Below are 24,383 nucleotides of genomic sequence, written 5' to 3'. Positions count from 1 at the left end.
CTGACCCTGAGACATAAGGTGAGGCTAACCGAATGCACCGGGGAACTGAAGATCGCCCGCCCCGAACGTGGCGATCACCTCGATGTCTCCGATCCGTGAGACGTCCACGCTCCGCGGGTCGTCACCCAGCACGACCAGGTCGGCGAACTTGCCGGGGCTGAGCGAGCCGAGGTCGTGCTCCCAGTGGCAGGCGCGCGCGGCGTCCACTGTGTACGCGCGCAGGGCCGCTTCGACGGTGATGCGCTCATCAGGGCCGATCTCCAGGCCGTTGCGGGACTTCCGCTCGACCATGAACTGGATCCCCCGCAGCGGTGCCCCGGTGGTCACGGGCCGGTCGGAACTGCCGACGAGTCGCACGCCGTGATCGAGGAATCCCTTGCCCCGGTACAGCCACGGCGCGCGGTCCGGGCCCATGATCGCGGCGTAGTCGTCGCCGAGGTACCACAGGAAGTTCGGCTGCACGACGGGCGTGGCACCGACGCGGGCGAACGCGGCGAGCTGGTCGGGGCGGACCAGACCGGCGTGCTCGACGCGGTGCCGGGCGTCCGGCCTGGGGTGCTCCTGCTGCGCCCGCTCCAGCGCGCCCAGCGCGACGTCGACGGCCCGGTCCCCGATGGCGTGCACGGCGAGCTGCCAGCCAGCGCGGTGCCCGTCGACGATGACGTCCGCCAGGTCCGTCGGATCGTCGTAGAGCTGCCCGGCGTGATCGAGACCTTCGTACGGCTTCGTGAGTGCGGCCGTGCGCGGCATCATGCCGCCGTCGGTGAACACCTTCAGCGCGCCGATCGAGAGCCGGTCGCCGCCGAATCCGGTGCGCAGACCGAGGTCGATAGCGCGTGGGATGTCGTCGTGGGGATGCGCGGCAGCAGGGCGCAACGCGCCTGCGGCCACCATGAGTTGCACTCGCAGCGGGAGCCGCCCGGCTTCGAGCGCTTGTTGGTAGGCGGCGAGTTCAACAGGGCTGTGGCTGATCAGCCCGCCGCCGATGCCCGCTTCGGCGCATGCCGTGACGCCTTCCGAGCGGCACACGCCCGCCGCGTGCTCGATCGCATTGACGAGTTCTTCGACGGAGTAGGGCTGTCGCAGTTGTCGGACCGCGGCCATGCCTGCCTCGACGAGCACGCCGTTGTCGTGCGGCACGTCCGCGGGCAGCAGGTCGAGCACCGCGGTGTTGACCACGCAGGCATGTCCGGAATCGTGCCCGACGAACACCTTGCGACCAGCACTGACGGTGTCGAGTTCGGCGGCGGTGAGGTGGCGGCCGAGCGGGCGCTGGTCGTAGCCGACGACATCGACCCACTCACCAGGCGGGCTCTGCTCCGCCGCCTCGCGGATGACCGCAAGCACCGCGTCGACCCCGGCGCTCGGAGTCACGCGGGCGCTGCGCGCGCCCAGCCCGGCCCACGCGAGATGGACGTGCGCATCGATGAATCCGGGCAGCACTGTCGCGCCGCGCAGATCGATCTCCTCGCGGGCGGGCAACGCCGCGACGGCGTCGTCGAGCCCCACGACGCGCCCGCGCCAGATGCCGAGTTGCCGGGCGATCGGACGCGCCGCGTCCATCGTCACGAATTTCGCGTTCACCAGTCGCAGATCGAGCACCGACTTAAGATAGCCTAACCTCTGATCAGGAGGTGGTTATGCCAACGGCGCGGAGTGTGCTCCGAAGCGCGGTCACGGGCCAGAAACGCTATGTAGTCGGCGCTTCGATCCTGGCGTCCACGCACCAGGGCGGCGAGGCGCTGGTCCCGGTGATCATCGGCATGCTGATCGACCAGGCGGTGTCGACCGGATCGGCCGGAGCCCTCGTGCGTTGGCTCGTGGTGCTCGCGGTCGTGTTCGCAGGGTTGTCGTTCAGCTACCGGTTTGCTGCCCGCACTGCGGAACGCGCATCCGAGCAGGCGGCACATCGCGTGCGGCTGGATTTGAGCGAGCGCGTGCTCGATCCGCGCGGCGGTGCCGAAGCCGGTCGGTTGCCCGGCGCGCTGGTGAACATCGCCACCGGTGATGCCAAACGGGTGGGCCGGGTGAACGGCGTGCTGCCGTTCGCGGTCGCCGGGTTCGCCGGACTGCTGGTCAGCGCGGTGGCGTTGCTGCGGATCTCAGTCCCGCTCGGACTGCTCGTGCTGCTCGGCACACCACCGATGCTGTGGCTGACGCATCTGATCGGCAGGCCGCTGGAACGCCGCAGCAGCGTCGAACAGGAGCGCGCGGCGCACGCATCCGGCGTGGCGGCCGACCTCGTGGCCGGATTGCGGGTGCTCAAGGGCATCGGGGCCGAGACGGCGGCCGTCGCGCGGTACCGGCGCACCAGCCAGCAGTCGCTGCGCGCGACACTGCGCGCGGCCCGCGCCCACGCCGGGCACGACGGGACGATCCTGGCGCTCACCGGCATCTTCATCGCGCTCGTGGCACTGCTCGGCGCACACCTCGCGGCCAACGGCGCGATCACCGTCGGCGAGCTGGTGGCGGCCGTCGGACTCGCCCAGTTCCTGTTGACGCCGTTCCAGATCTTCTCCTGGGTCAACGGAGAACTCGCGCAAGCCAGGGCATCCGCGCAGCGGGTCGCCTCGGTGTTGGCCGCGCCACCCGCGGTAACTCCTGGTTCGGGGCAGATCTCCGAACCGGTTTCCGGCAGCTTGCGGTTGCGGGCCGTCACGCACGGAACGCTGCGGGATCTCGATTTGGAGGTGCCACCGGGTGAGCTGCTGGGGGTGGTGGCCACCGATCCCACCGATGCGACCAACCTGCTGGAATGCCTTGGCCGGGAAGCAGATCCCGCAACAGGCGCGGTCGAGGTGGACGGCGTGCCGTTCACCGAGCTCGATCCGCACGAATTGCGCGCGGCCGTTCTCGTCGCCGCCCACGACGCGTACCTTTTCGAAGGCACGCTGTTGAGCAATGTGGACCTGCTCGGCACGGGGGAAGCCGACCGGGCGCTCGTTGCCGCTGCCGCCGACGAAGTCGCGCAGGCGCTCCCGGACGGTGTGGAGTCGGTGATCTCCGAACGCGGCCGATCGCTGTCCGGCGGCCAGCGGCAGCGCGTGGCCCTCGCCCGCGCGTTCGCGGCGGATCCGCCCGTGCTCGTGGTGCACGACCCGACGACGGCGGTCGATTCCGTCACCGAGTCCCGGATCGCGAGCGAGCTCGCCGACATCCGGCAGGGACGGACAACGGTCCTCGTCACCACGAGTCCGGCGCTGCTCGCCGCGACCGACCGGGTGATCGTCGTGGACGGCGGGACAGTGCGCGCCGAAGGCAGCCACGCCGAACTCGTCCACGCCGACGCCACCTATCGATCAACGGTCCTGTCTTGACGGAAGAGGTAACCGTGACCGACAGCGCACGGGAACTGCTGCCCACTGCCAACGGAAAACGCACCCGAGCCGCGCTCGGCGAGCTGGTCCGTCCACATCGGATGCTCGCGGCCGGTGCCTTCGCCGTACTGGTCGTGGCAACGGCCATCGGACTGCTCACCGCGCCGTTGCTGGGCCGCATCGTCGACATCGTCGCCACTGGGAGCACAGCGTTCACCCTGCCCGTGGTGCTGCTCGCCGTCGTCGCGATCCTCCGCGGTGCGGCGACCGCGTGGGGCCTGGCGCTGGTGTCCGAGCTCGGCGAGAGCATGCTCGCCACGTTGCGGGAGCGGTTCGTCGAGCGAGCTCTGCGATTGCCGCTCGAACGCGTCGAGCGAGCCGGGGCTGGTGACCTGACCGCGCGGGTCACCAGCGACGTCGCGATGATCGCCAAGAGCGTGCGCGAAGCTCTCCCCGAACTCGGTCGCTCGGTGCTGACCGTGGTGCTCACCCTGGTCGGCTTGGCGGTGCTGGACTGGCGGTTCATGTTGGCCGCGCTGCTGGCGATGCCGATCCAGCTGCACACCGTGCGCTGGTACGTGCGCCGCGCGATTCCGCTGTATGCCGCACAGCGCGAGGCCGTGGGCGTTCAGCAGCAACAGCTGCTCGACACGATCGGCGGGGCCCGGACGGTGCGTGCGTTCCGGCTCGCTGACGAGCACGTCGGGCGGGTTCGCCGACGTTCCCAGGACGCGGTGGACCTCTGGCTCAAGGGCACGCGGCTGGTGACGCGGTTCTTCGCCCGCCTGAACCTCGCCGAGTTCGTCGGCCTGTCGGCGGTGCTGGTGGCCGGGTTCTGGCTGGTCGGCAACGGGACCGCGACGATCGGCACGGCGACCGCGGCAGCCCTGTACTTCCACAGCCTGTTCAACCCGATCAACGCCATGCTCGCGCTCGTCGACGACGCGCAGTCCGCCGGTGCCAGTCTTGCGCGCCTCATCGGCGTCGCGGACCTGCCCGCCGAACAGGAGCCAGCGCGACCCGCCACTCCCACGGACGCATCGGTCAAGGTCGCCGACGTGCGCCACGCGTACGTACCGGGCCACGAGGTGCTGCGCGGCGTCGATCTCGACATCAGCGCCGCGCAGCGAACCGCACTGGTGGGCGCCAGCGGCGCCGGAAAGACCACCCTGGCGAAGCTCATCGCGGGCATCCACAGCCCGACGGGGGGTTCGATCGCGCTGGGCGGGGTGGACCTCGATGAGCTGGGTCCGAGCGAGACCCGGCGCACCGTTGCGCTGATCAGCCAGGAGGTGCACGTCTTCGCGGGTCCGCTCGCCGACGATCTGCGGTTGGCACGGCCCGATGCCAGCGACGAACAGCTGCGTGCCGCGCTGGCCGAAGTCGGCGCGCTGGACTGGGTCGAGGCCCTCCCGGACGATCTGTCCACAGTGGTCGGTGATGGCGGGCACCAGCTGACCGTCACGCAGGCGCAGCAACTCGCCCTCGTGCGCCTCGTGCTGGCGGATCCGCCGATCGCGATCCTCGACGAGGCGACCGCCGAGGCTGGCAGCGCGGGCGCCCGCGTGCTGGAGACAGCGGCGGCACGAGCGATCGACGGGCGCACCGGGCTGGTCGTCGCACACCGCCTCACCCAGGCAGCCGCCGCGGACCGCATCGTGGTGCTCGACGCGGGGCGGGTCGTGGAAACCGGCACCCACGACGAACTCGTAGCCGCCGGTGGCCAGTACGCAGCCCTCTGGCAGGCGTGGTCGGACACCCGCCAGCGGTCGTGACGACCCCGGCGCGCGCCGACCTCGCGAGTGCGTAACCGGGCTCCAGCGAGGGCATTTGTTGGACTACCGTGATCAATGCCGTAGGTGCCCTTTCATGCAGGGGACCTGGCTGGACGTGGGCGGATGCTCGGCAATGTGTGGCTGAGACACCCATAGCTCGTCTGCGGCAGCGGTCGGTACCGCACCACGTCGTCGCTCGGGGCCTATACAGTCGCTGGTTCAACGCTGAAGGTGGTCTTGGGGGTCTCGTGGACCGGGAGGAGTTCACCCGCAACAGCTCGTCCGGGCCGGTGCACGGCACCCTGATGCAGGTCGGGCGAGTGCACGGCGGGATTCACCTGTACCTTCGGGCGGTCTTGGGGACGGGCTGGTCGGTCGCCGCGGGTATGGTTGGCGGCCTGCTGTGCGCCGGGCCAGCGGCGTTGGTCGCGATGGCCTCCCCGCACAGTGCGGGGGTCGGCGCTGTCGCGATCGTTGCGGTGGCGTGGTCATTGGGCTTCCTAGTGCCGTGGTGGTTGGTGCGCCGCCGCAACCGAGCGGAACCGCTGTCGCCCGAGGAAATCCAGGCGCTGCGTGCGGAGATCTGGGAACAGTGGAAAGAGGAGGCCCAGACCCGCGGATTGAACGCCCCCAGTCCACTACGTCTGCGGTGGCGACCTCCGTCGCGGTCGGTGCAGGCCCGTTTCCCGAACGATCAAACCGTCCGGCCCGCGCTCGCCAGGGGAGCGCTGGTGCAGGCCGCAGACGATCCCAGGCTAGCCGCCCACGCGCTTGTCGAAGCGTTCCACGAGGCGCGGGCGAGCCAGCTCGTGATCCTCGGTGAACCCGGGGCGGGGAAGAGCACGCTGGCACTGGAGTTCGTCCTGGCCGCGCTGCACCGCGGTGCTCCTGCTGAGCCGGTGCCGGTGCTGCTGTCGATCGACAGCTGGGATCCCCGGAACGAAGCCGTCGAGGACTGGATCGTACGCACGCTGGCCGTGCATTATCCGATGCTCACCGGCTCGCAGTCCCACCGCCTGCTGCGCGAGGGCCGGGTGCTGCCGGTATTTGACGGACTCGACGAGATCAACCCGGCGCCGGGCGCGCCGGGCGTAAAACCGGAAGACGTGCTGACCACCGCGCTCGAACAACTCCGTCGTTACGCTGGGCGCGAGCGGCGAATGGTGCTGACGTGCCGCAGTGCCGAGTACGAAACCGCCGTGCTCAAGGAAGGCGCTCTTCCGCACGCCCGAGTCGTCGAAATCGAGCCCGTTTCGGTCGACGACATGCAGGTCTACCTCGAACAGCCCGAGATCGACGGCACCGACCGGTGGTCGCCGGTCATCGAGACCATCAACCGCGACCCCGAAGGCCCGCTGGCCCATCTGCTGTCCACTCCGTTCATGATCAACATGGCGCGGCGGGTCTACCAACGACCGAGCACGCGACCTCAGGAGCTGACCGAATTCGCCAGCGTCGAAGACGGCGAGGAGCACGTGCTGCAGGCGTTCCTGCCGGCCGTCTACCCCGAACCGCGCGAACGCGCCCGAGCGCAGCGATGGCTGGTGTTCCTCGCCCACCACCTGCACGACCGGGTCGGCGACACCAACTTCTACTGGTGGCACCTCGCCCGCGCCGTCCCCCGCTGGGCCATTGCACTGATCAACGCAGTCGCTTTTACTGTCGCCGTCTGCATTCCCACCGCCGCTGTGCTGATCGCTGTCTGGGTCGGCGTTCTGCTGGACGTCCCAATCGCGGATTGGCTGTATGGGTGGGCGCTGCGCGATGTTCTGCTGCCACCGGACTTTCTGCTCGCGGTGGCGGCCCTGCCGCTGCCGTTGACCGTGATGGTCGGTGTTCGTGCAGCTCGTATCGCCCATGCCGCAGGGGAACCCACCCCAGAGCGCCCCGTGTTGGCCGCACTTCGCAGGACAGCGCACGATTTCGCCACATTTGCTCTCGCATTCTTCTGGATCAACTCGACGATGCTGCTGGTCGGCGAGGCGATTGGTGCCGACGCAGCAGTCCAGTTGCTGGTCCGGAGCACCAACTCCTCGAACACCTCCGGAGAAACGACGAGGCCACTGGTTGCCGCGATCGTGGTCGCCGCCGTGGCACTTTCGGTGAGCGCATTCGTCAACGTGCTCGGTCCCCGCAACGCGGGCATGCCGCGACGCAGCGCGCCCCGAATCCGCGCACTGCTCCCGAGCCTGCTCACCGGCACAGTCATTGGGCTCGTACCCGCGATCGGGCTGTTAGCGACGCTCGTGACCAACGAACTGGCCGGTGACGTGAACGAATCCGGCGATGCTGTATCAGTACTACTCGCCTCCGTCATCATGCTTCCGTTCGTCGCGACCATCATCGGCCTGCCACTCGGATTCGCCTACTGGCTGGCCGCCCCGGCACCACAACGGGCGGCACACTCCCCGCAGTCAATGCTCCGCGACGACCGCGCCGCTCTGCTGCTGACCGCAGGGGGCACCGGGCTCGCGACCTTCTCGCTCCTCGGCGCAATCACCTACTTCGCCGGGCCTTCTACTGACGGCCTGCTGATGGCGTTCTTCGCCGGGTACGTGGTCGGCGTCGCGGTCCTGTTCGGGTCCGGCAATGCGTGGCTGCTGCACACCATCGCCCGGTTCTGGCTGGCAGCGTGGGGCCGTCTGCCCTGGCGGCTCCACCGATTCCTCGACAACGCCACCGGCGACGTGCTGCGCCGCGCCGGACCCGCCTACCAGCTGCGCCACGACCGGCTCCGAGTGCACCTGGCCCGACAGTGGGAAGCCGACCGGACGAACGCGGTCGAAACTTCCGCGCAGGGCCACCGCCGTTTACGGCGCGGCGGCAAGCAGGCACTGCTGATCGCCACCGCCGCACTGGCAGCCCTGTTCACTGCCGTGGTGATCACTGTCTACCCGAACGGACCACGACGGGTGGTGATCAGCACCGGCGACACCAACACTGGCGAATTCATCGCGGAGAGCCTGGTGCTGGATTCAGCAAGCCACACCTGGGTCAGCGGCAGCAGGAATTCCAGTGCACCCCCTTCAGGGCCTGCGGTCTGCCGTATCGCGTTCGGCGACCTGGACACGGGGAAGCACACCACCTCACCCTTGTCCGGCCCCGGCGACAACTGCTCGATCAGCACGAACCCGAGCGGAACGCGGTTTTCGTTGGACACATACGAAGGCGGATGCAGCATATACGACTCCCCCTCCCCAACCCCCTCCCGCACCTATCCAGCTATAACTTCGTGCTACTTCCTCAACGACGACACCTGGGTCACCGACCACAACGGCGCGGTCCAGGTGTGGAGCACCAGCAGTCCCGATCCGCTCGGAGTTCCCGAATTCGCACTGCGAGATCTGCAATCAAGCTCCTACTACGGAGTACTCGATCAACATCGCCGCACTTTGGTCACCATAGACGACGACGGAAACGTGCGAACACGGGATCTCCTGACCGGCCAAAAATGGTCTGCCAATATACCAATCTGGGGCCACGGTCTCGCCGTGACGTTAATGCCGGACGGACGAGCCCGAGTGGTCGTCCAATACGGGAAATTGATAACGGTGTGGGACATTACCCGCAATGAGGTTCACAAAGTCGACAATCTCTTCGACATCAATTATCCCAGCATCGCGACGATAAACATCAGTTCTGACGGCCGTACCGTGGCCAACGTCCCGTACAGCCACAACACCCCAGGCAGCATCCAAGTGCAGACGTGGGATATCGGACCTTAGCCCGAACACCGCCGACCGCTCCAACCGGCTTTCGCACTCACGAGGTCAGCGCGCGAGCCACTCGCGGTAGGTGGTCTTGGCGATGACGGCGCCGGGTTTGGCGATGAGGGCTTCGCCTGGAGCGGCGGCGAACATGCCAGCGCTGTTGTCGGTGACGACGGTGCGATGGTCGCCACGGGCGGCGAGGGTGATCTTGCCGAGCTCGTCGAGCGTGAAGACCTCGGGACCGGCGACGTTGCGGGTGCCGTGTAGCGGGGCGCCCAGGCTGACGTCGGCCACGGCCTGGGCGACGTCGGCCGCGGCGATGGGTTGGACGAGCGTGGCGGGCAGGCGGACGGTGTTCTCGTCGGCGGTCCAGGACAGCACCCCGTCGATGAACTCGAAGAACTGCGTGGCGCGGACGATCGAGTACGGCACCGGGCTGGCCTTGAGGATGTCCTCCTGCAACACCTTGGCGCGGTAGTAGACCAGGCCCGGCACCTGGTCGGCGCCCACGATCGAGAGGACGACCGCGTGGCCGACGCCAGCGTCCTTGGCGGCCATCAGCAGGTTGTCCATGGTCTCCTGGAAGAACGCGGGCGAGGCTTCGTCGAAGGTCGGCGAGTTCGTCAGGTTGACGACGACGTCGGCTCCGGCCAGCGCCTCGCGCAGGCCCTGCCCGCTGAGCAGGTCCAGGCCGGTGGACGGCGAGTGCGGCACCGCCTCGTGCCCGCTCGCGTTCAGGATCTTGACCACCTGCGACCCGATGAGCCCGGTCCCACCGATGACAGCGATCTTCATCTCTTCGACCCTCCTCGTTGCCGGAGAACGTCCGAGCCTTGAGCGTGCGGTCAGTTCGTGCCCGGCGCCCGGCGGTTCTCACGCTGGACGAGCTCTTCCGCGTCCACCAAGGTGAGCATCGGTTTGCCCGGTTCGCAGAACATGGTGACGGTGAAGCGCACCGGGACGTCGTCGCGGTTGTTGCCGTCCTGGTAGTGGATGACGTCGCCGCCCGGCTCCCAGAACGCCTCGCCCGCCCGGACGACACGCGCTGGCTCACCTTCGAGCTCGAACACCATCTCGCCGTCCAGCACGTAGCCGAAGGCCGGTCCGGAATGCCGATGCGGAGGAGTGCCGGGGTCGCCCGGTGGGAACTCGACGATGATGGTCATCGCGTGCGCACCCGCCGGGATGAAGGGTGGCTCCGCCTCCTGCACCACGGTGATCGCCGACTGCCACGCGTTCGATCGCGGCTGCTGCCCGGCGGTCCTCGACTCGATGTCCGGCATGGAAAGACCTCCCTGACCAACGAGATGCGGAAAGTCCGCTCACCTCGTAACCCCGGACAACCGCGCAGACAGCGGGCCCCATCCGCTCGACTGGCGGGCCAGCGCCGTCCACCCGAGGCGCCGTCAAGGCTCCGAGAGTTCGGCCCACGGTCACAGGGCCTAAAGACCTGCGGCGTACCTTCGTTTGAAACCGTGGACCACCTCCGTCGCCGACGGGCGCGCCAACTTGAGCGCGGATCGGCAGCTCAGCGCCGAGCGGCGACGGCGTCGGTGTACTGCTCGGATGTCAGGTCGTCGTCAGTAATGCCGACCGTAGCCGTGCTTGTCGAGGCTGCCGGACGGCCAGTCCCGAATGCATCGAGGCGGCGGGAGTGGTCGCTTAGCCGTGGATCCTCCACAGCATCACGGCGGGATCTTCGCGGTCGGGTACGTTGCGGATGATCTCATCGGCGAGCTCGCACTCTGCGTTCTGGAGTCAGCGCAGGCTTGCTGGGCGTAGGTCTTGCCAGTTCTGCTCGACGTAGGTGAGGCAGGCTTCTCTGGTTTCCTCGCCGAACACCTTTCGCCAGCCTGCCGGGATTTGCACGAACGACGGCCACAGCGAGTGCTGGTCCTCTTCGTTGACCAGTACGTAGAAGCGGCCTTCGGGGTCTTCGAACGGGTTGGTCATGCGTTGTCCTTCCTTGCGATCAGCGGTTTGTGCGGGTCGGATGCGGCAGCGGCCACCGCGGCTCGCAGTTCTTCGGCGAGTCTTTCCACTGTGGACGTTTCGAGCACGCCTGTCGCGTATGCGAGGTAGCAGTGCACGTCTCCGCCATCTCGCGGTTCGTAGCAGCTCAGCGTCAGGTCCGCTTTGGCCACTCCGGTGGGTATCGCGACCGGGGAATCGTTGGCGTCTCCCAGTTCGGCGAGGCCCGCCTGCTCGTGGTGCACGATCATGACGCGCGGGCGCCAACCCACGGCTCGGGCGACGTCTTCGAACGGCACGTCCTGCCGGTCCAGCGCCGCCAGGTTCGTCTCGCGGACTCGTGCCAGCAGTTCGGCGAACGTCGGTTCCCCGGATGCGTCGGTGCGCAGCACGATCGTATTGAAGAAGCACCCGACGAGATCGGCGAGTTGCTCCTCGGTCCGACCCGCCACCAGCGTGCCGATCGGCAGGTCCGTTCCGCAGCCGTTGCGCGCCAGCACGACGACCAGTGCCGACTGCAAGACCATGAACATGCTCGTGCCGGTCAGCCGTGCCAGCCGGTCCACTCCCGCGTGCAGGTCGGCGTCGAGCACGAAGCCGACGACGTCTCCGGCATCGCTGTCGCGCTGCCGTTCGCCAGGCAGCACGAGTTCAGGAGCATCCCGCAGGACGTCGCACCAGTAGTCGAGCTGCGCCTTCCCGACTTCGTCGGCCAGTTCGCGCGACCACCGCGTGTAGTCCGCGTAGCTGACCGACAGGGGTGTCCACTCCGGCGCTGATCCCCGACGGCGCGCGGCGTAGGCGAACGCCAGGTCGCGGAAAAGCGGCACCACCGACCACTCGTCCACGCCCAGGTAGTGCATGGCCAGCACCAGAGTCTGGTCACCGTCGCCGCTCACCAGGCGTGCTCGCAACGGCGGCTCGCTGCTCAGATCCGGTGCACCGATGTCCATAGTGGACATCACGTCGAGCGTTGGTGGCTCGACGAGTTCTTGGCGCACCTCGCCGTCGCGTGCCACGAACACAGTGCGCAGCGGCTCGTGCCGCTCGGCCACGTCCCGGATCGCAGCCGCCAGCGCATCGGCGTCGAAGCCCTCGGTCGAGCGCAGCGCCAGTGCGTGGTCGAAGCCGGGGTGCGCGAGGGACTGCGACCACTGCCACCGCTGGACCGGCGCAAGCGGCAAGGTCTCGGGTCGCGCGCCGCTCATGAGCACCGGCCTGCGCACGGTCGCACCGGAAAGCTTCGCCGCCATCCCGGCGACGGTCGGTGCGTCGAACACGTCGCGGACGGTGAGGTCCACCCCGAACGCCGAGCGGATCTTGCCCAGCAGGCGCATCGACGACATCGAGTGGCCACCGAGCTCGAAGAAGTTGTCGTGGATGCCGACGCCGTCGAGTTCGAGGATCTCGGCGAACAACTCCGCGAGCACGCGCTGCTCGTGCGTGACCGGCCGCGCTTCGCCGACCAGCTCCGACCAGTCGGGTGCCGGAAGCGCACGCCGGTCGAGCTTGCCGTTCGGCGTCAACGGCAGCGGCCCGTCCAGCGGCACGAGGAGCGCGGGCACCATGTAGTCCGGCAGCTGCGCGTGCAGGTGCTCGCGCCAGTCGAAGGGCTCATCCGCGACCGCGTAGCCGACGAGGCGCACGATGTCTCCCTTGCGCTGGGCGACCACCGCCGCCTGCGCGACTGCGGGGTGCGACGCGAGTGCTGCCTCGATCTCCCCGAGTTCGATGCGGAACCCGCGGATCTTGATCTGGGTGTCCACCCGGCCCAGGAAGTCGAGGTTGCCGTCCGCGCGCCAGCGGGCGCGGTCGCCCGTGCGGTACATGCGGGTGCCGGGCGGACCGAACGGATCGGGCACGAACCGCGCAGCCGTCAGTCCCGGCTTGCCGAGGTACCCGCGGGCGAGACCGCGCCCGGACACGTACAGCTCGCCCACCACTCCCGGCGGCACGGGGCGCAGACCCGCGTCGAGCACGTAGCACACCGTGTTGGGGTCGGGTCGTCCGATCGGAACCGGGCCCTGCCAGCCCTTTTCGACGCTCCACAGCGTGGAGTTCACCGTCGCTTCGGTGAGACCGTACGCGGCGATGAGGTTCACCTGCCCCGCCCACCGCTCGATCAGGTCCGGCGGCACCGTCTCGGTGCCCACCAGGATCGTCGACCCTGCGGGCAGCACGGCCTCCGGCGGCAGCGCGGACACCAGCGACGGCGGCAGGATCATGTGCGTGATCCGCTGCTCGTGCAGGAAGTCGGTGAGCGCGGTACCGGCCACGCGCGCTTCCTCGGGGATCAGCACGAGACGCCCGCCGTGGCACAGCGCCATCGCCAGCTCGAAGACGAACACGTCGAATCCGATCGAAGCGAACTGGAGCACGTGGCTGTCGGGTTCCAGCCCCATCCGGTCGATCGCGGTCGCCACCAGGCTCGCGATCCCGTCGTGGGAGAGGACGGCGCCCTTGGGTTTGCCCGTGGACCCGGACGTGTAGATGACGTACGCGGCCTGTTCCAACGCGGCCACTGCGATGTCCACATCGGACTCGTCGAGCTCGGGGAGCTCATCGAGCAGCACGAGCCGGGCGATCTCGGGAACCTGCGCGCGGATCGACTCGGTGCCGACGACGAGTGCGGCTCCGGAATCCTCGATCATGTAGGCGAGCCGGTCGGCCGGATGCGTCAGGTCCAGCGGCAGGAACGCGGCACCGAGCTTGAGCGCCGCCAGCACGGTGGCGATGGTGTCGACCGAGCGCGGCACGGCGACACCGACCACGTCCTCCGGTCCGACCCCGCTGGCGGCCAAGTGCCTCGCGATCCGGTTCGCACGTGCGTTGAGCTGCGCATAGGTCACCTGCCGGGACCGTTCGACCACGGCTACGCCGTCGGGTCGCTCGGCAACTCGGCGGGCGAACAGTTCCGGCAAGGACGCCTCGTCGACCACCCGCTCGGTGGCGTTGAACCCTTCGAGCACGAGATTGCGCTCATCGTCGGCGAGCACGTCGATCGCGCCGATGGGCTCGTCCGGGTGCTCGGCGACGGCGGCGACGAGCCGGTTCAGCCGCTCCCCCAGCCGCACGACCGTTTCGGCGCCGAACAGCTCGGTGCTGTACTCGATCCGGCACGTGACGCGGCCGGTGTGCAGCTGCTCGGTGAAGCTGAACACGAGGTCGAACTTCGCCGTGGTGGCCGGGTAGGGCACGTACTCGGCGCGCAGATCGGGCAGGTCGAGAGCATCGCCAGAGCGCGCGTGGTAGCCGACCATCACCTGGAACAGCGGGTTGCGCCCGACCGAGCGGGCCGGGTTGATCCGCTCGACGACGGCTTCGAACGGCACGTCGGCGTGCGAGAACGCGGCGAGATCGGTCTCCCGGACTCGACGCAGCAGCTCGGCGAAACTCGGCGAGCCGGACACGTCGGTGCGCAGCACCAGGGTGTTGACGAAGAACCCGACGAGGTCGTCCAGTGCTTCGTCGGTGCGGCCCGCGATGGGAGCGCCGATCGGGATGTCCTCGCCCGAGCCCATGCGGTGCAGCAAGGCCGCGACAGCCGCGTGCAGCACCATGAACATGCTCGCGCCGGAGTCCTGACCGACGCGGCGAAGCCCTTCGCAGCCCATCGGATCGAGTTCGACTTCGGTTTCGGCGCCCTGGAACGTCGGCCGCCCCGGCCTGCTGCGGTCGGTTGGCAGATCGATCTCCTCCGGCGATCCGTCCAACTTTGACCGCCAGTAGGCGAGCTGCTCGTCCGCGACTGCGTTGAGCAGTTTCTCCTGCCACAACGCGTAGTCCGCGTACTGCACGGGCAGCGGCTCCCAGACAGGCGGGTTCCCCGCGAGTCGAGCGGCGTAGGCGTTGGACAGGTCGTGCAGGAAGGGACGGTCGGACCACTCGTCGGTGGTGATGTGGTGCAGCAGCAGGACGACCACGTGGTGGTCATCGGCGATCTCGGCGATCGTGCACCGGATCGGCAGCTCGCCAGCGAGGTCGAACGGCCGGGCCACCGCCCGCTGCACGGTCGCGGCTACCTCGGTCTCCTCGACGCGCAACAGGTCCACGACCGGCTCGGTGATGTCCAGGATCTTCTGGTGCAGCACGCCGTCGCGTTCGACGAACACCGTGCGCAGCGCCTCGTGGCGGGCAACGACGTCGCGCAGCGCCGCCCGCCACGCCTCGGTGTCGAACGTGCCGCGCAGGCGCACGACGAGCGGGAAGTTGTACGCCGTGGAGGTGCCCTCCATGTTCTGGATGACCCACAACCGTTGCTGTGCGGGCGAAGCCGGAAGCTCGTCCGGGTGTTCGGTGGGCACGAGCGCTGGGCGGGCGGGTCGGCCCACGCGCGTGGCCAGCTCGGCGACGGTCGGGGCCTCGAACAGGTCGCGAATCGCGAGCTCCGCATTCAGGGCGGTGCGGGCCTTGCTGACCAGCCGGGTGGCGAGCAGCGAGTGGCCGCCGAGGTCGAAGAAGCTGTCGTCGATCCCGACGCCGGGCACACCGAGGATCCCGGCGAACAGCTCGCACAGCACCTCTTCCTCGCGATTGCGGGGCGGGCGGCTTTCCTTTCCGGTGTCGATGACCGGCGCGGGCAACGCCTTGACGTCGAGCTTGCCGTTGACGGTCAACGGCAGTTGCGCCACCTCGACGACCGCGGCCGGGACCATGTACTCCGGCAGCAGCGCCTTGAGGTGCTCCCGCCAGTCGAACGGTCCGTCCGCCACGACGTACCCGATGAGCCGCGCGATCGGACCGCTTCGGTCGGCCACCACCGCAGCCTGGGAGACGGCGGGATGCGCGGCGAGCGCGGCCTCGACCTCGCCCTGCTCGACGCGGTAGCCGCGGATCTTGACCTGGTCGTCGGTGCGCCCCAGGAAGTCGATGATGCCGTCCCGACGCACCCAGGGGGTCGTGAGTGCGTAACCGGGCTGGAGCCCGGTTGTGCACTCACGACCGCGTGGCGGTGCGGGTGTCGGCCTGGTGCGCACCAGGTCACCGGTGCGGTACATGCGCGTGCCCGGCGGCCCGAACGGGTCGGCGACGAACCGCTCCGCGGTCAGTTCCGGACGTCGGTGGTAACCGCGAGCGAGACCGATACCGGCGATGTAGAGCTCACCTGGACAGCCGTCCGGAACCGGCCGAAGGTGGGCGTCCAGGACGTAGGCGCGGGTGTTCCAGATGGGACGTCCCACCGCCGGAGTCGGGCTGTCCACTGTAGATGCGCCGAGGGTGTTGATGGTGTACTCGGTCGGCCCGTAAAGGTTGTAGCCGTACGTGCCGTCGGTGTCGGCGAGCCGGGTCCACACCGCCTCCGGCACTGCCTCGCCGCCGAGCAGCACCAGCGGCGGGACGTGGCCCTGCAACAGGCCCTCCTCGATGAGCAGTTGCGCGTAGGTCGGGGTGACGTTCACGACGTCGATCAGGTGCTCGTCGCAATAGGCGACCAGCGCTTCGGCATCGCGGCGCAGTTCCTCGTCGCAGATGTGGACCTCGTGGCCCTCGACGAGCCAGAGCAGTTCCTCCCATGACATGTCGAACGCGAAGGACACGGTGTGCGCGATGCGCAGTCGCCTGCCACCCGCGGTGGCGATCGCCGGGCCGAAGATGGCTTCCTGGTGGTTGAGCTGCATGTTGGTCAACCCCCGGTACGGGGTGACCACGCCCTTCGGTTTCCCGGTCGAACCGGACGTGTAGATCACGTAAGCGGGGTGTTCGAGCCGGTGCGGGATGCCGTGCGCGAAAGCGGGCCGCTCGTCGTCGCCGATCGGATCGGCGGACATCCGGTCCAGTTCCGCCGCGACCGCCGGGTCGTCGAGCACCACCGTCGGGCGCTGCAAGCGGTCGTCGACGTTCTTGGTGGTGAGGACGCACAACGGGTTGGTGTCGTCGATCATCAGATGCAGCCGCTCGGCGGGGTGGTCCAGGTCCAGCGGCAGGTACGCCGCGCCGGTGCGCAACACCGCGAACAGGGCGGCAACCATTTCGATCGAGCGCGGCAGCGCGAGCGCGACCACCTTCTCCGGCCCCGCACCGCGCGCCAGCAGCAGCCGTGCCAGTCGGTTGATCCGGGCGTCCAGATCGGCGTAGGTCAGCGAGAGCGACCCGAACACCAGCGCAACGGCGTCCGGGGTGCGGGCGGCCTGCGCGGCCAGCAGGTCGGCGACGGTGTCGTCACCGATGGGCCGGTCGGGCGCGTTCCACTCGCTGCTCAGGACACGCCGCTCGTCGTCGGTCAGCACGTCGACCGCGCCCACGGGCGTGGACATGTCGGCGGCCAGTCGTTGCAGGATCGTGGTGAAGCGTTCCAGGATCGTGCCCGCGGCGTCGGCGCCGAACAGGTCGGGGCGGGCGGCGAGGGTGACCCTGAGACGAGCTTCCGGAGTCACGATCAGCGTCAGCGGGAAGTGGGTTCCGTCCACGTTGGACACTTCGGTGATGCCGTGCCGCTCCCGGAGTTCGGACCGGCGGTCCTCGCCGTCGGCGGTGCGCAGCACGAAAAGCGTGTCGAACAACTGCCGGTGCCCCGCCGCCCGCTGCAACTCGCCGAGCTGCACGTACTCGTAGGGCATCAGCGCCGCCCGCTCGGCCTGCATGCGCCGCAGCAGGTCAAGCACCGGTTCGCGCGGGTTGAACGTGACCCGTGTCGGGATGGTGTTGAGGAACATCCCGATCACGTTCGCCACGTTCGGCACTTCGACCGGCCTGCCCGCGACCGCAGCGCCGAACACCACGTCCTGCCGTCCAACCGTGCTGGACAGCACCAGTCCCCATGCGGCGTGCAGCAGCGTGTTCAGCGTGATCCCGTGCCGACGGGCCGTATCCCGCAGCCGGTCGCTGGTCTGCTGCGACAGCAGCGCGTCGAACTCGGCGGGGATGACGGGCTCACGGCTCTGACCGGCCGGGGCGACAACTGTGGGTTCGTCGAGCCCCGCGAGCGCTTCCCGCCATGCGGCGGTGGCGGTCTCGGAATCCTGCCGCTCCAGCCAGGCGAGGTAGTCCCGGTACGAGCCGGGCGCCGCGAGCTCGGCGTCATCGCCCGCCTGCTCGTACAGCGTGCACAGCTGCTCCAGGAACAGCCACGCCGACCAGCCATCCCACAGCGCCAAGTGGTGCGTGATGACGAGCTTGTCCCGGCCGTCGGGGAGGTGGATCAACAACAGGCGGCACAGTGGCGGCGCGGCCAGGTCGAAGCGCTGTCGGCGGTCGGCGTCGAGCAGTTCGGTGACCCGCTCGGACTCGGACGACGCCGAAACGTGCACCTCGACCAGCGGGATCTCCGGGTCGGCCACGATGAACTGCACCGGACGCGGCAGGCCGTCGCTGGTGAAACCGGCTCGCAGACTGGGATTTCGCTTCAACAACGCCGCACACGCATCGCGAAGCCGGGCGGCGTCCAGCACGTGGTCGAAGTCCAGGGTCTCCTGGGACATGTAGACGTCGAGCGCGCTCTCGTCGTAGGTGGAGTGGAAGTACAGCCCCTCCTGCAACGGCGACAGCGGCCAGATGTCCGCCACCTCGTGCGTGGTCAGCGCTTGGACTCGCGCACGCTCCTCATCGGACAGTCCGAGGTCGGCCAGTTCCAGGTCGCCGTCGATGCTCGCCCCTGCGGACGCGGCGAGCGCGGCGGGCGTCCGGCGCTCGAACACCTCGCGCGGGCCGATCTCCAGACCGCGCTCGCGGGCCTGGGTGGACACGGCGATCGAAGTGATGCTGTCCCCGCCGAGCACGAAGAAGTCGTCCTCCGCGCCCACTTCGGGCAACCCGAGCACCGACGCGACGATCTCGCACAGCACCCGTTCCCGTTCGTTGCGCGGTGGACGGGACCGGGTCGGGATCACCGACGGTGCGGGCAGCGCGTTCTGGTCCAGTTTGCCGCTCGGGGTCAGCGGGAATTCATCGAGCACGACGAAAGCACTCGGCACCATGTACTCAGGCAGTTGCGTCGCGAGCTGCGCCCGCCATTCCTCGAAGGCGGGATGCTGCGCGACCACGTAGCCGACGAGCGCGCCGTCCCGTGCGATCACGGCTGCCTGCGCCACACCCGGTTGCCGCGACAGGGCGGCTTCGACCTCCCCGAGTTCGAGCCGGTTGCCGCGGATCTTGACCTGCCGGTCGGTGCGACCGAGGTATTCGATCGCGCCGTCGCTGCGGCGTCGCACCAGGTCTCCGGTTCGGTACATGCGCTCGCCGGGCGCGCCGAATGGGTCTGCGACGAATCGCTCAGCGGTCAGGTCCGGCCGTCCGTGGTAACCGCGCGCGAGTTGCACGCCCGCCAGGTACAGCTCCCCCGGCACGCCGTCGGGCAGTGGGCGCAGGAACTGGTCCAGCACGTGAAGCCGCGTGTTCCACACCGGCCACCCGATGGGCACGGTTGTATCGGCGTCACCGGTGAACGGGAACCACGTGACGTCCACGGCCGCCTCGGTCGGGCCGTACAAGTTGTGCAGCGGCACCCCGGTGAGGTCCAGCCAGCGATTCGCGACATCCCCGCCGAGCGCCTCGCCGCTGGAGAACACCCGGCGCAGGCTGCCTGCCCACTCGGCGCCCTTCACGACCGACAAGAACGCCGCCAACATCGACGGCACGAAGTGCGCGGTGGTGATCTGCTCCTCGCGGATGAGCTCGGCCACGTACGCAGGATCGCGATGTCCGTCGGGCCTGGCCAGCACTACTGCCGCGCCTTCCAGCAGCGGCCAGAAGAACTCCCACACCGACACGTCGAAGCTCGACGGGGTCTTCTGCAACACCCGATCGTCGGTGGTGAGCCCGTAGGCGCCCTGCATCCAGGCGAGCCGGTTGACGATCGCGCGGTGCGTCACGACCACGCCCTTGGGCCGCCCCGTCGATCCGGAGGTGTAGATCAGGTACGCGGGCTGATCCGGTTTCGCTTGCACCGCTGGGACATCGGCGACCTCTTCGCGGTCGCCGACGACGATCCGCTCAAGCCCACCCGGCAACTCGATGTCCGACTGGGTCACGACCAGGCGGGCTCCCGAGTCGGCGAGCATGAACGCGACCCGGTCTGCGGGGTAGTCGAGATCAACGGGCAGGTAAGCGGCACCGGACTTCAGCACGCCCAGCAGCGCCACGACCAGCTCAGCCGATCGCGGGACCGCCACCGCCACCACCTGCTCCGGCCCGGCGCCCCTCGCGCGCAGCCTGCGGGCAAGGGCCTCGGCCTGCCGGTCCAGTTCCGCGTAGGTCAGTTCCGCGCCCTCGTAGCGGACTGCGTTCGCTTCGGGTGTGCGCGTGAGTTGCTCGTTGAACGCCGACACCAAGGTGCGCTCCGGTACCGGATGCGCAGTGTCGCCCAGTTCGCGAAGACGCTGTTGTTCCGACTCCGCCAGCAGGGTCAGGCGTGCCACCGCCCGGTGAGGATCGCTGGCTACTGCTCCGAGGATGCGCACGAAGCGATCCGCGAACTCGCGGGCCAGGTCGTCGTCGATGCGGTGCTGGAAGCGGAGTTGCAGCCGTTCGCCGGGATGCGCGACCAGGGCCAGCGGGTAGTGCACCGCGTCGCGGACCTCGACGTCCGTGATCATCCCGCAGTCGGCGTGCATCGGCTGGTTCTCGACCACGACCAGCGTGTCGAACAGCTCGCCGGTGCCGCGCTGGATGTCGGACAAGCCGAGGTGCTGGTGGTCCAGCAGCGCGGCCTGCTCCTCCTGCAACCGCGCCAGAACGGTGGCCACGGTGTCCGCCGCGCGCAACCGCAGACGCACGGGAACTGTGTTGATGAACAGTCCGACGCTGTGCTCAATGCCTTCGATGTCGGTCGGACGACCGGACACCGTGCTGCCGAACACCACATCGGCACGACCGGTGAGCCCGCCGAGCAGCAGACCCCACGCCCCGTGCAGGACCGTGCTCAGGGTCAGGCCGCGGGTTTTCGCCAAGCGGGCCAGTTCACCGGTCAGCTCGTCGGGCAGCGACACGTCGACGCGGCCGGGCTCGCCAGGCTCGCTGTTGATCAGCTTCGCAGGCTCCACATCGGACAGTTCGGTCCGCCATGCCTCCCGCGCCGCTTCGCGATCCCGTCCGGCCAGCCACGACAGGTATCCGCGATGATCGGGTGCCGGGGGTAGTTCCGCGCCCGAGTAGAGGGCTTCCAGCTCGCGGAGCATGATCGACACCGACCAGCCGTCGGCGATGATGTGGTGCAGCGTGAGCACGAGCTTCGAGCCGACCAGCGTCGCTCGCAGCAGTGGAGGGTCGGCGAGGTCGAAACCTTCGGCCCGGTCCCGGTCCGTGGCGGTGTCGAGGTCGGTGTCCTCGCGCCAGGGCAGCTCGACGTGCTTGGCCAGGCGCTGCACGATGCGTCCATCCGGCAACTGGCGGAAACCGGCCCGCAGCAGCGGATGCCGATCCAGCAGGCTTTGCAGCGCACGGCGCAGCGCGGTGGCGTCAGCCTGCCCGGAGATCTCGAAGATCTCCTGGACCACGTAGGAATCCTGCTCGTCGAATCGGGAGTGGAAGAAGAACCCTTCCTGCAACGGCGACACCGGCAATGCGTCGTCGTCCAGGTCCACGACGTGCCGAACTTCCGGCTTCCCGGCGACTTCGGCGAGCCCGGCGACCGTGCGGCACCGGAAGACATCCCTGGGGGTGATGGCAAGTCCTGCTTTGCGGGCACCGCTGACCAGTTGGATCGCGATGATGCTGTCGCCGCCGAGTTCGAAGAAGCTGTCGTGCACACCGACGTTCGGCAGGCCGAGCACTTCGGCCATCACGGTCGCGAGGATCCACTCCCCCGGCGTGCGCGGCTGGACATCCCCGACGAGCGCCGTCCAGTCGGGATCGGGCAGGGCCTGCTTGTCGATCTTGCCGTTGGGCGTCCGCGGCAACGCGTCGAGGTGGACCAACGCCGACGGCACCATGTACTCGGGCAGGCTTCGAGCAGCGTAGTCGCGCCATTCGTCGGCGAACGACGGCTCGGCGACGACGTAGCCGACCAACCGCTTGACGCCACGGTGGTCCTCGCGCACCACCACCGCTGCCTGCGCCACGAGCGGGTGGGCCATGAGGACGTTCTCGACCTCACCCGGTTCGATGCGGTGCCCGCGGAGCTTGACCTGGTTGTCGACGCGGCCGAGGAAGTCGAGGGTGCCATCGGCGCGCCAGCGCACCCGGTCACCGGTGCGGTACATGCGGCTGCCGGGCGGGCCGAACGGGTCGGGCACGAACCGCTGCGCGGTCAGCCCCGGCCTGCCCCGGTAGCCGCGGGCCAGGCCCCGGCCACCCACGTACAGCTCGCCCACCGCACCGACAGCAACAGGGCGCAACGCCGAGTCGAGCACGTAGGCGTGCGTGTTCGGATCGGGCTTGCCGATCGGGACCGGACCGTCCCAGTCAGTTTCGGCCAACCACAGCGTGGAGTTCACCGTCGCCTCGGTGAGCCCGTATGCCGCGACCACGCGCATCCGCTTCGACCAACGCGCGATCAGCTCGGGCGGCACGGTCTCGGTGCCGACGACCAGCACGCCGCCCTCCGGCAGTTCACACCTGGTCGGCAGCGCGGCCACCAGCGAAGGCGGCAGGGCCATGTGCGTCACGCCGTGTTCGCCGAGGTAGTCGGTGAGTTCGGGTCCGGCCACGCGGCGTTCGGCGGGCACGATGACGCTGCGGCCGCCGACGCACAGCGACATCGTCAGCTCCCACACGGTCACGTCGAAGCCGACGGACGCGAACTGCGCGACGCGGCTGGTGGCGTCGACACCGAGCCGGTCGACAGCAGTGGCGATGAGACTGCCGACGCCCTCGTGCGAAACCACGACGCCCTTCGGCGTGCCCGTCGAGCCGGAGGTGTAGATGACGTAGGCGGCGTTGTGCAGGCCGATCTCGACGTCCAGATCCGCGCCGTCGAACCCGACCAGCAGTTCGTGGTCGACATTGGACACCGTCAACTTCGCGCCGGAGTCGGCAACCATGAAGTCGATGCGGTCCTGCGGGTGGTCGAGGTCGAGCGGCAGGTACGCGGCACCGGACTTCAGCACGCCGAGCAGCGCGATCACCATGTCGATCGAGCGGGGCACCGCGACCGCGACGACGTCTTCGGCACCGATGCCCTCGCCGCGCAACCACCTGGCGAACCGGTTGGCAGCGGCGTTCAACTCGGCATAGCTCAGCTGCTCGGATTCGCAGACCACGGCGACCGCATCGGGCGAACGCCGCGCCTGCCGTTCGAACGCGGCTGGCCACGTCAGCTCGGTGACCGGCCGCTCACTGGTGCCGAATTCGAGCAGTTGAGCGCGCTCATCAGCAGTGGTGACCTCGATCGATCCCAGCGGCAGGTTCGGGTGGTCGATCATCGCGTCGAGCACCGCCAGGAAGCGGCGTTCGTGCTCGGCCAGCAGCGCGGCGTCGCACCCGGCCGCGTCGGCGTCGAATTCGATGAGCAGGCCGTAATCCGCCCAGCGCTCGCAGCAGACGATCGACAGGTCGTTGACCGGCCCCAGCGCGATGTCCCGGAAGTCGACGGCGTCGCCGCCGAAGCGCAACTGCCGACCGAAGGTGATCACGTTGACCGTCGGACCGACTAGCTGTGCCAGACCGCCGAATCCGAGCTCGCGCGCGAGGTCTTCGCCGCGGTAGCGGCTGTGCTCGGTGAGCTCGCGGATGCCCTCGTCGACACGGGCGATCAGCTCCGTCGGGGTGGTGTCCGGGCGCACGGCGATGCGCAGCGGCAGCACGTTGGACGCCATGCCCGGCACCGCACGGGCATCCCCGTCGAGTCGCGCGGTGACCGGGACGCCGAGCACGACATCGGTCGCCCCGGTAGCACGGTGCGTGTAGGCGGCGACTGCGGCGATCGCGACGCGCGACAAACGGGTTCCGCGCTGTGCGGCCAGTTCCCGCAATTCCTCGGTTCGTTCGACGGACAGCTCGGCCGTCCGGCGTACGACAGCGCGGGACTGCGCATCCGCGAGTTCCAACAGCCGCACCGGTTCGGGACGGTCCGCGAACCGGCCGTGCCAGAACTCCCTGTCCATTGTGTACTGATCGGAGTCGTGGTAGGCGCTGTCGGCGTCCTGGAGCCGCGTCAACGGCCCGAAGGGCGTCGCGGCCTCGCCCGCGTACAGTTCGCCAGCCCGTTGGGTGACCAGCAGGCAGCCGTAGGCGTCCATGACGAGGTGGTGGTAGCGCTGGTACCACCAGACGCGGTCGGCACCGACCCTGATCAGCGCCTGCCGGAACAGCGGACCGCGCCCGAGGTCTGCGGGCGTGGCGAGGTCGGCGCGCAGCCACGAGCTGGCCGCCGCCTCCGGATCGGGTTCGGCGGTGAAGTCGAGCAGTTCCGGCGCGGGGTCGGCCAGCGCCGGAACCTGCTGCGGCGTCCCGTCGATGTCGGCGAATCGCACGTGCACGCTTTCGGCCTCGCCCACCGCCTGCCGCACCGCCGCGGCGAGCCGGTCCGGATCGACCTCGCCGCGGATGTCCAGGTACCAGGCGATGTTGTAGACCGGGTTGTCCGGTTCGAGTTGCTGCGCACGCCAAATCCCAGCCTGCGCACGCGTGAGTGGAACGCCGAACATCGAGGGAAAGCCCTTTCCAACAATGGGGTCTGTTTTGTAAGCGGCGCAGCCGCTTGCGGTGTGGGACTCAGCTCGCGCCGCCGCGGGTTC

Annotated in this window: 8 protein-coding genes; 3 read left to right on the top strand and 5 right to left on the bottom strand. The window is 69.0% G+C overall.

Translation table 11 applies throughout. The features are described 5' to 3' along the window. Nucleotides 1–24: 24 nt before the first annotated feature. Nucleotides 25–1,602, bottom strand: a complete 1,578-nt coding sequence (locus MOQ72_RS08405) for an amidohydrolase (RefSeq protein WP_242181646.1) — start codon at nucleotides 1,600–1,602, stop codon at nucleotides 25–27. A gap of 38 nt (nucleotides 1,603–1,640) precedes the next feature. Here MOQ72_RS08405 and MOQ72_RS08400 point away from each other — a divergent pair, with 38 nt between their 5' ends. The 3 genes from MOQ72_RS08400 (at nucleotide 1,641) to MOQ72_RS08390 (ending at nucleotide 8,817) form a co-directional block, all read left to right on the top strand. Further along, complete coding sequence (locus tag MOQ72_RS08400) at nucleotides 1,641–3,317, top strand: ABC transporter ATP-binding protein (protein WP_242181644.1); 1,677 nt, start codon at nucleotides 1,641–1,643, stop codon at nucleotides 3,315–3,317. Nucleotides 3,318–3,331: 14 nt separating this feature from the next. Beyond that, nucleotides 3,332–5,092, top strand: a complete 1,761-nt coding sequence (locus tag MOQ72_RS08395; protein WP_242181641.1) for an ABC transporter ATP-binding protein — start codon at nucleotides 3,332–3,334, stop codon at nucleotides 5,090–5,092. A 248-nt stretch (nucleotides 5,093–5,340) separates the two neighbouring features. Further along, nucleotides 5,341–8,817 (top strand): NACHT domain-containing protein, encoded by a 3,477-nt coding sequence (locus MOQ72_RS08390; protein WP_242181640.1) that lies wholly within the window; start codon nucleotides 5,341–5,343, stop codon nucleotides 8,815–8,817. A 45-nt stretch (nucleotides 8,818–8,862) separates the two neighbouring features. On the opposite strand, the gene MOQ72_RS08385 is transcribed toward MOQ72_RS08390, so the two are convergent. The 4 genes from MOQ72_RS08385 to MOQ72_RS08370 all read right to left on the bottom strand — a co-directional run bounded on the left by MOQ72_RS08385 (nucleotide 8,863) and on the right by MOQ72_RS08370 (nucleotide 24,293). Continuing rightward, a complete protein-coding gene (locus MOQ72_RS08385; protein ID WP_242181638.1) occupies nucleotides 8,863–9,597 on the bottom strand; it encodes an SDR family oxidoreductase in 735 nt (244 codons plus the stop codon). A 50-nt stretch (nucleotides 9,598–9,647) separates the two neighbouring features. Further along, entirely contained in the window at nucleotides 9,648–10,085 is a 438-nt protein-coding gene (locus tag MOQ72_RS08380) for a cupin domain-containing protein (protein ID WP_242181636.1), read from the bottom strand. A 475-nt stretch (nucleotides 10,086–10,560) separates the two neighbouring features. Beyond that, nucleotides 10,561–10,755, bottom strand: a complete 195-nt coding sequence (locus MOQ72_RS08375) for an MbtH family protein (RefSeq protein ID WP_242181634.1) — start codon at nucleotides 10,753–10,755, stop codon at nucleotides 10,561–10,563. Continuing rightward, the gene (locus tag MOQ72_RS08370; protein WP_242181632.1) at nucleotides 10,752–24,293 is read right to left on the bottom strand and encodes a non-ribosomal peptide synthetase; all 13,542 of its coding nucleotides are present in this window, start codon (nucleotides 24,291–24,293) and stop codon (nucleotides 10,752–10,754) included. The genes MOQ72_RS08375 and MOQ72_RS08370 overlap by 4 nt, the downstream gene beginning before the upstream one ends. Between the last annotated feature and the right edge of the window lie 90 nt (nucleotides 24,294–24,383).

The sequence above is a fragment of the Saccharopolyspora soli genome, assembly GCF_022678645.1.
GTDB lineage: Bacteria > Actinomycetota > Actinomycetes > Mycobacteriales > Pseudonocardiaceae > Saccharopolyspora > Saccharopolyspora soli.
The sequence above is the reverse complement of the archived record's forward strand: the minus strand, read 5'-3'. Positions and strand labels throughout refer to the sequence as shown.

What these genes read in the sequence shown, in the direction of transcription:
- MOQ72_RS08400 (WP_242181644.1), top strand. Translation starts at nt 1,641, where the DNA reads ATGCCAACGGCGCGGAGTGTGCTCCGAAGCGCGGTCACGGGCCAGAAA.
- MOQ72_RS08385 (WP_242181638.1), bottom strand. Translation starts at nt 9,597, where the DNA reads ATGAAGATCGCTGTCATCGGTGGGACCGGGCTCATCGGGTCGCAGGTG.
- MOQ72_RS08380 (WP_242181636.1), bottom strand. Translation starts at nt 10,085, where the DNA reads ATGCCGGACATCGAGTCGAGGACCGCCGGGCAGCAGCCGCGATCGAAC.
- MOQ72_RS08375 (WP_242181634.1), bottom strand. Translation starts at nt 10,755, where the DNA reads ATGACCAACCCGTTCGAAGACCCCGAAGGCCGCTTCTACGTACTGGTC.
- MOQ72_RS08370 (WP_242181632.1), bottom strand. Translation starts at nt 24,293, where the DNA reads ATGTTCGGCGTTCCACTCACGCGTGCGCAGGCTGGGATTTGGCGTGCG.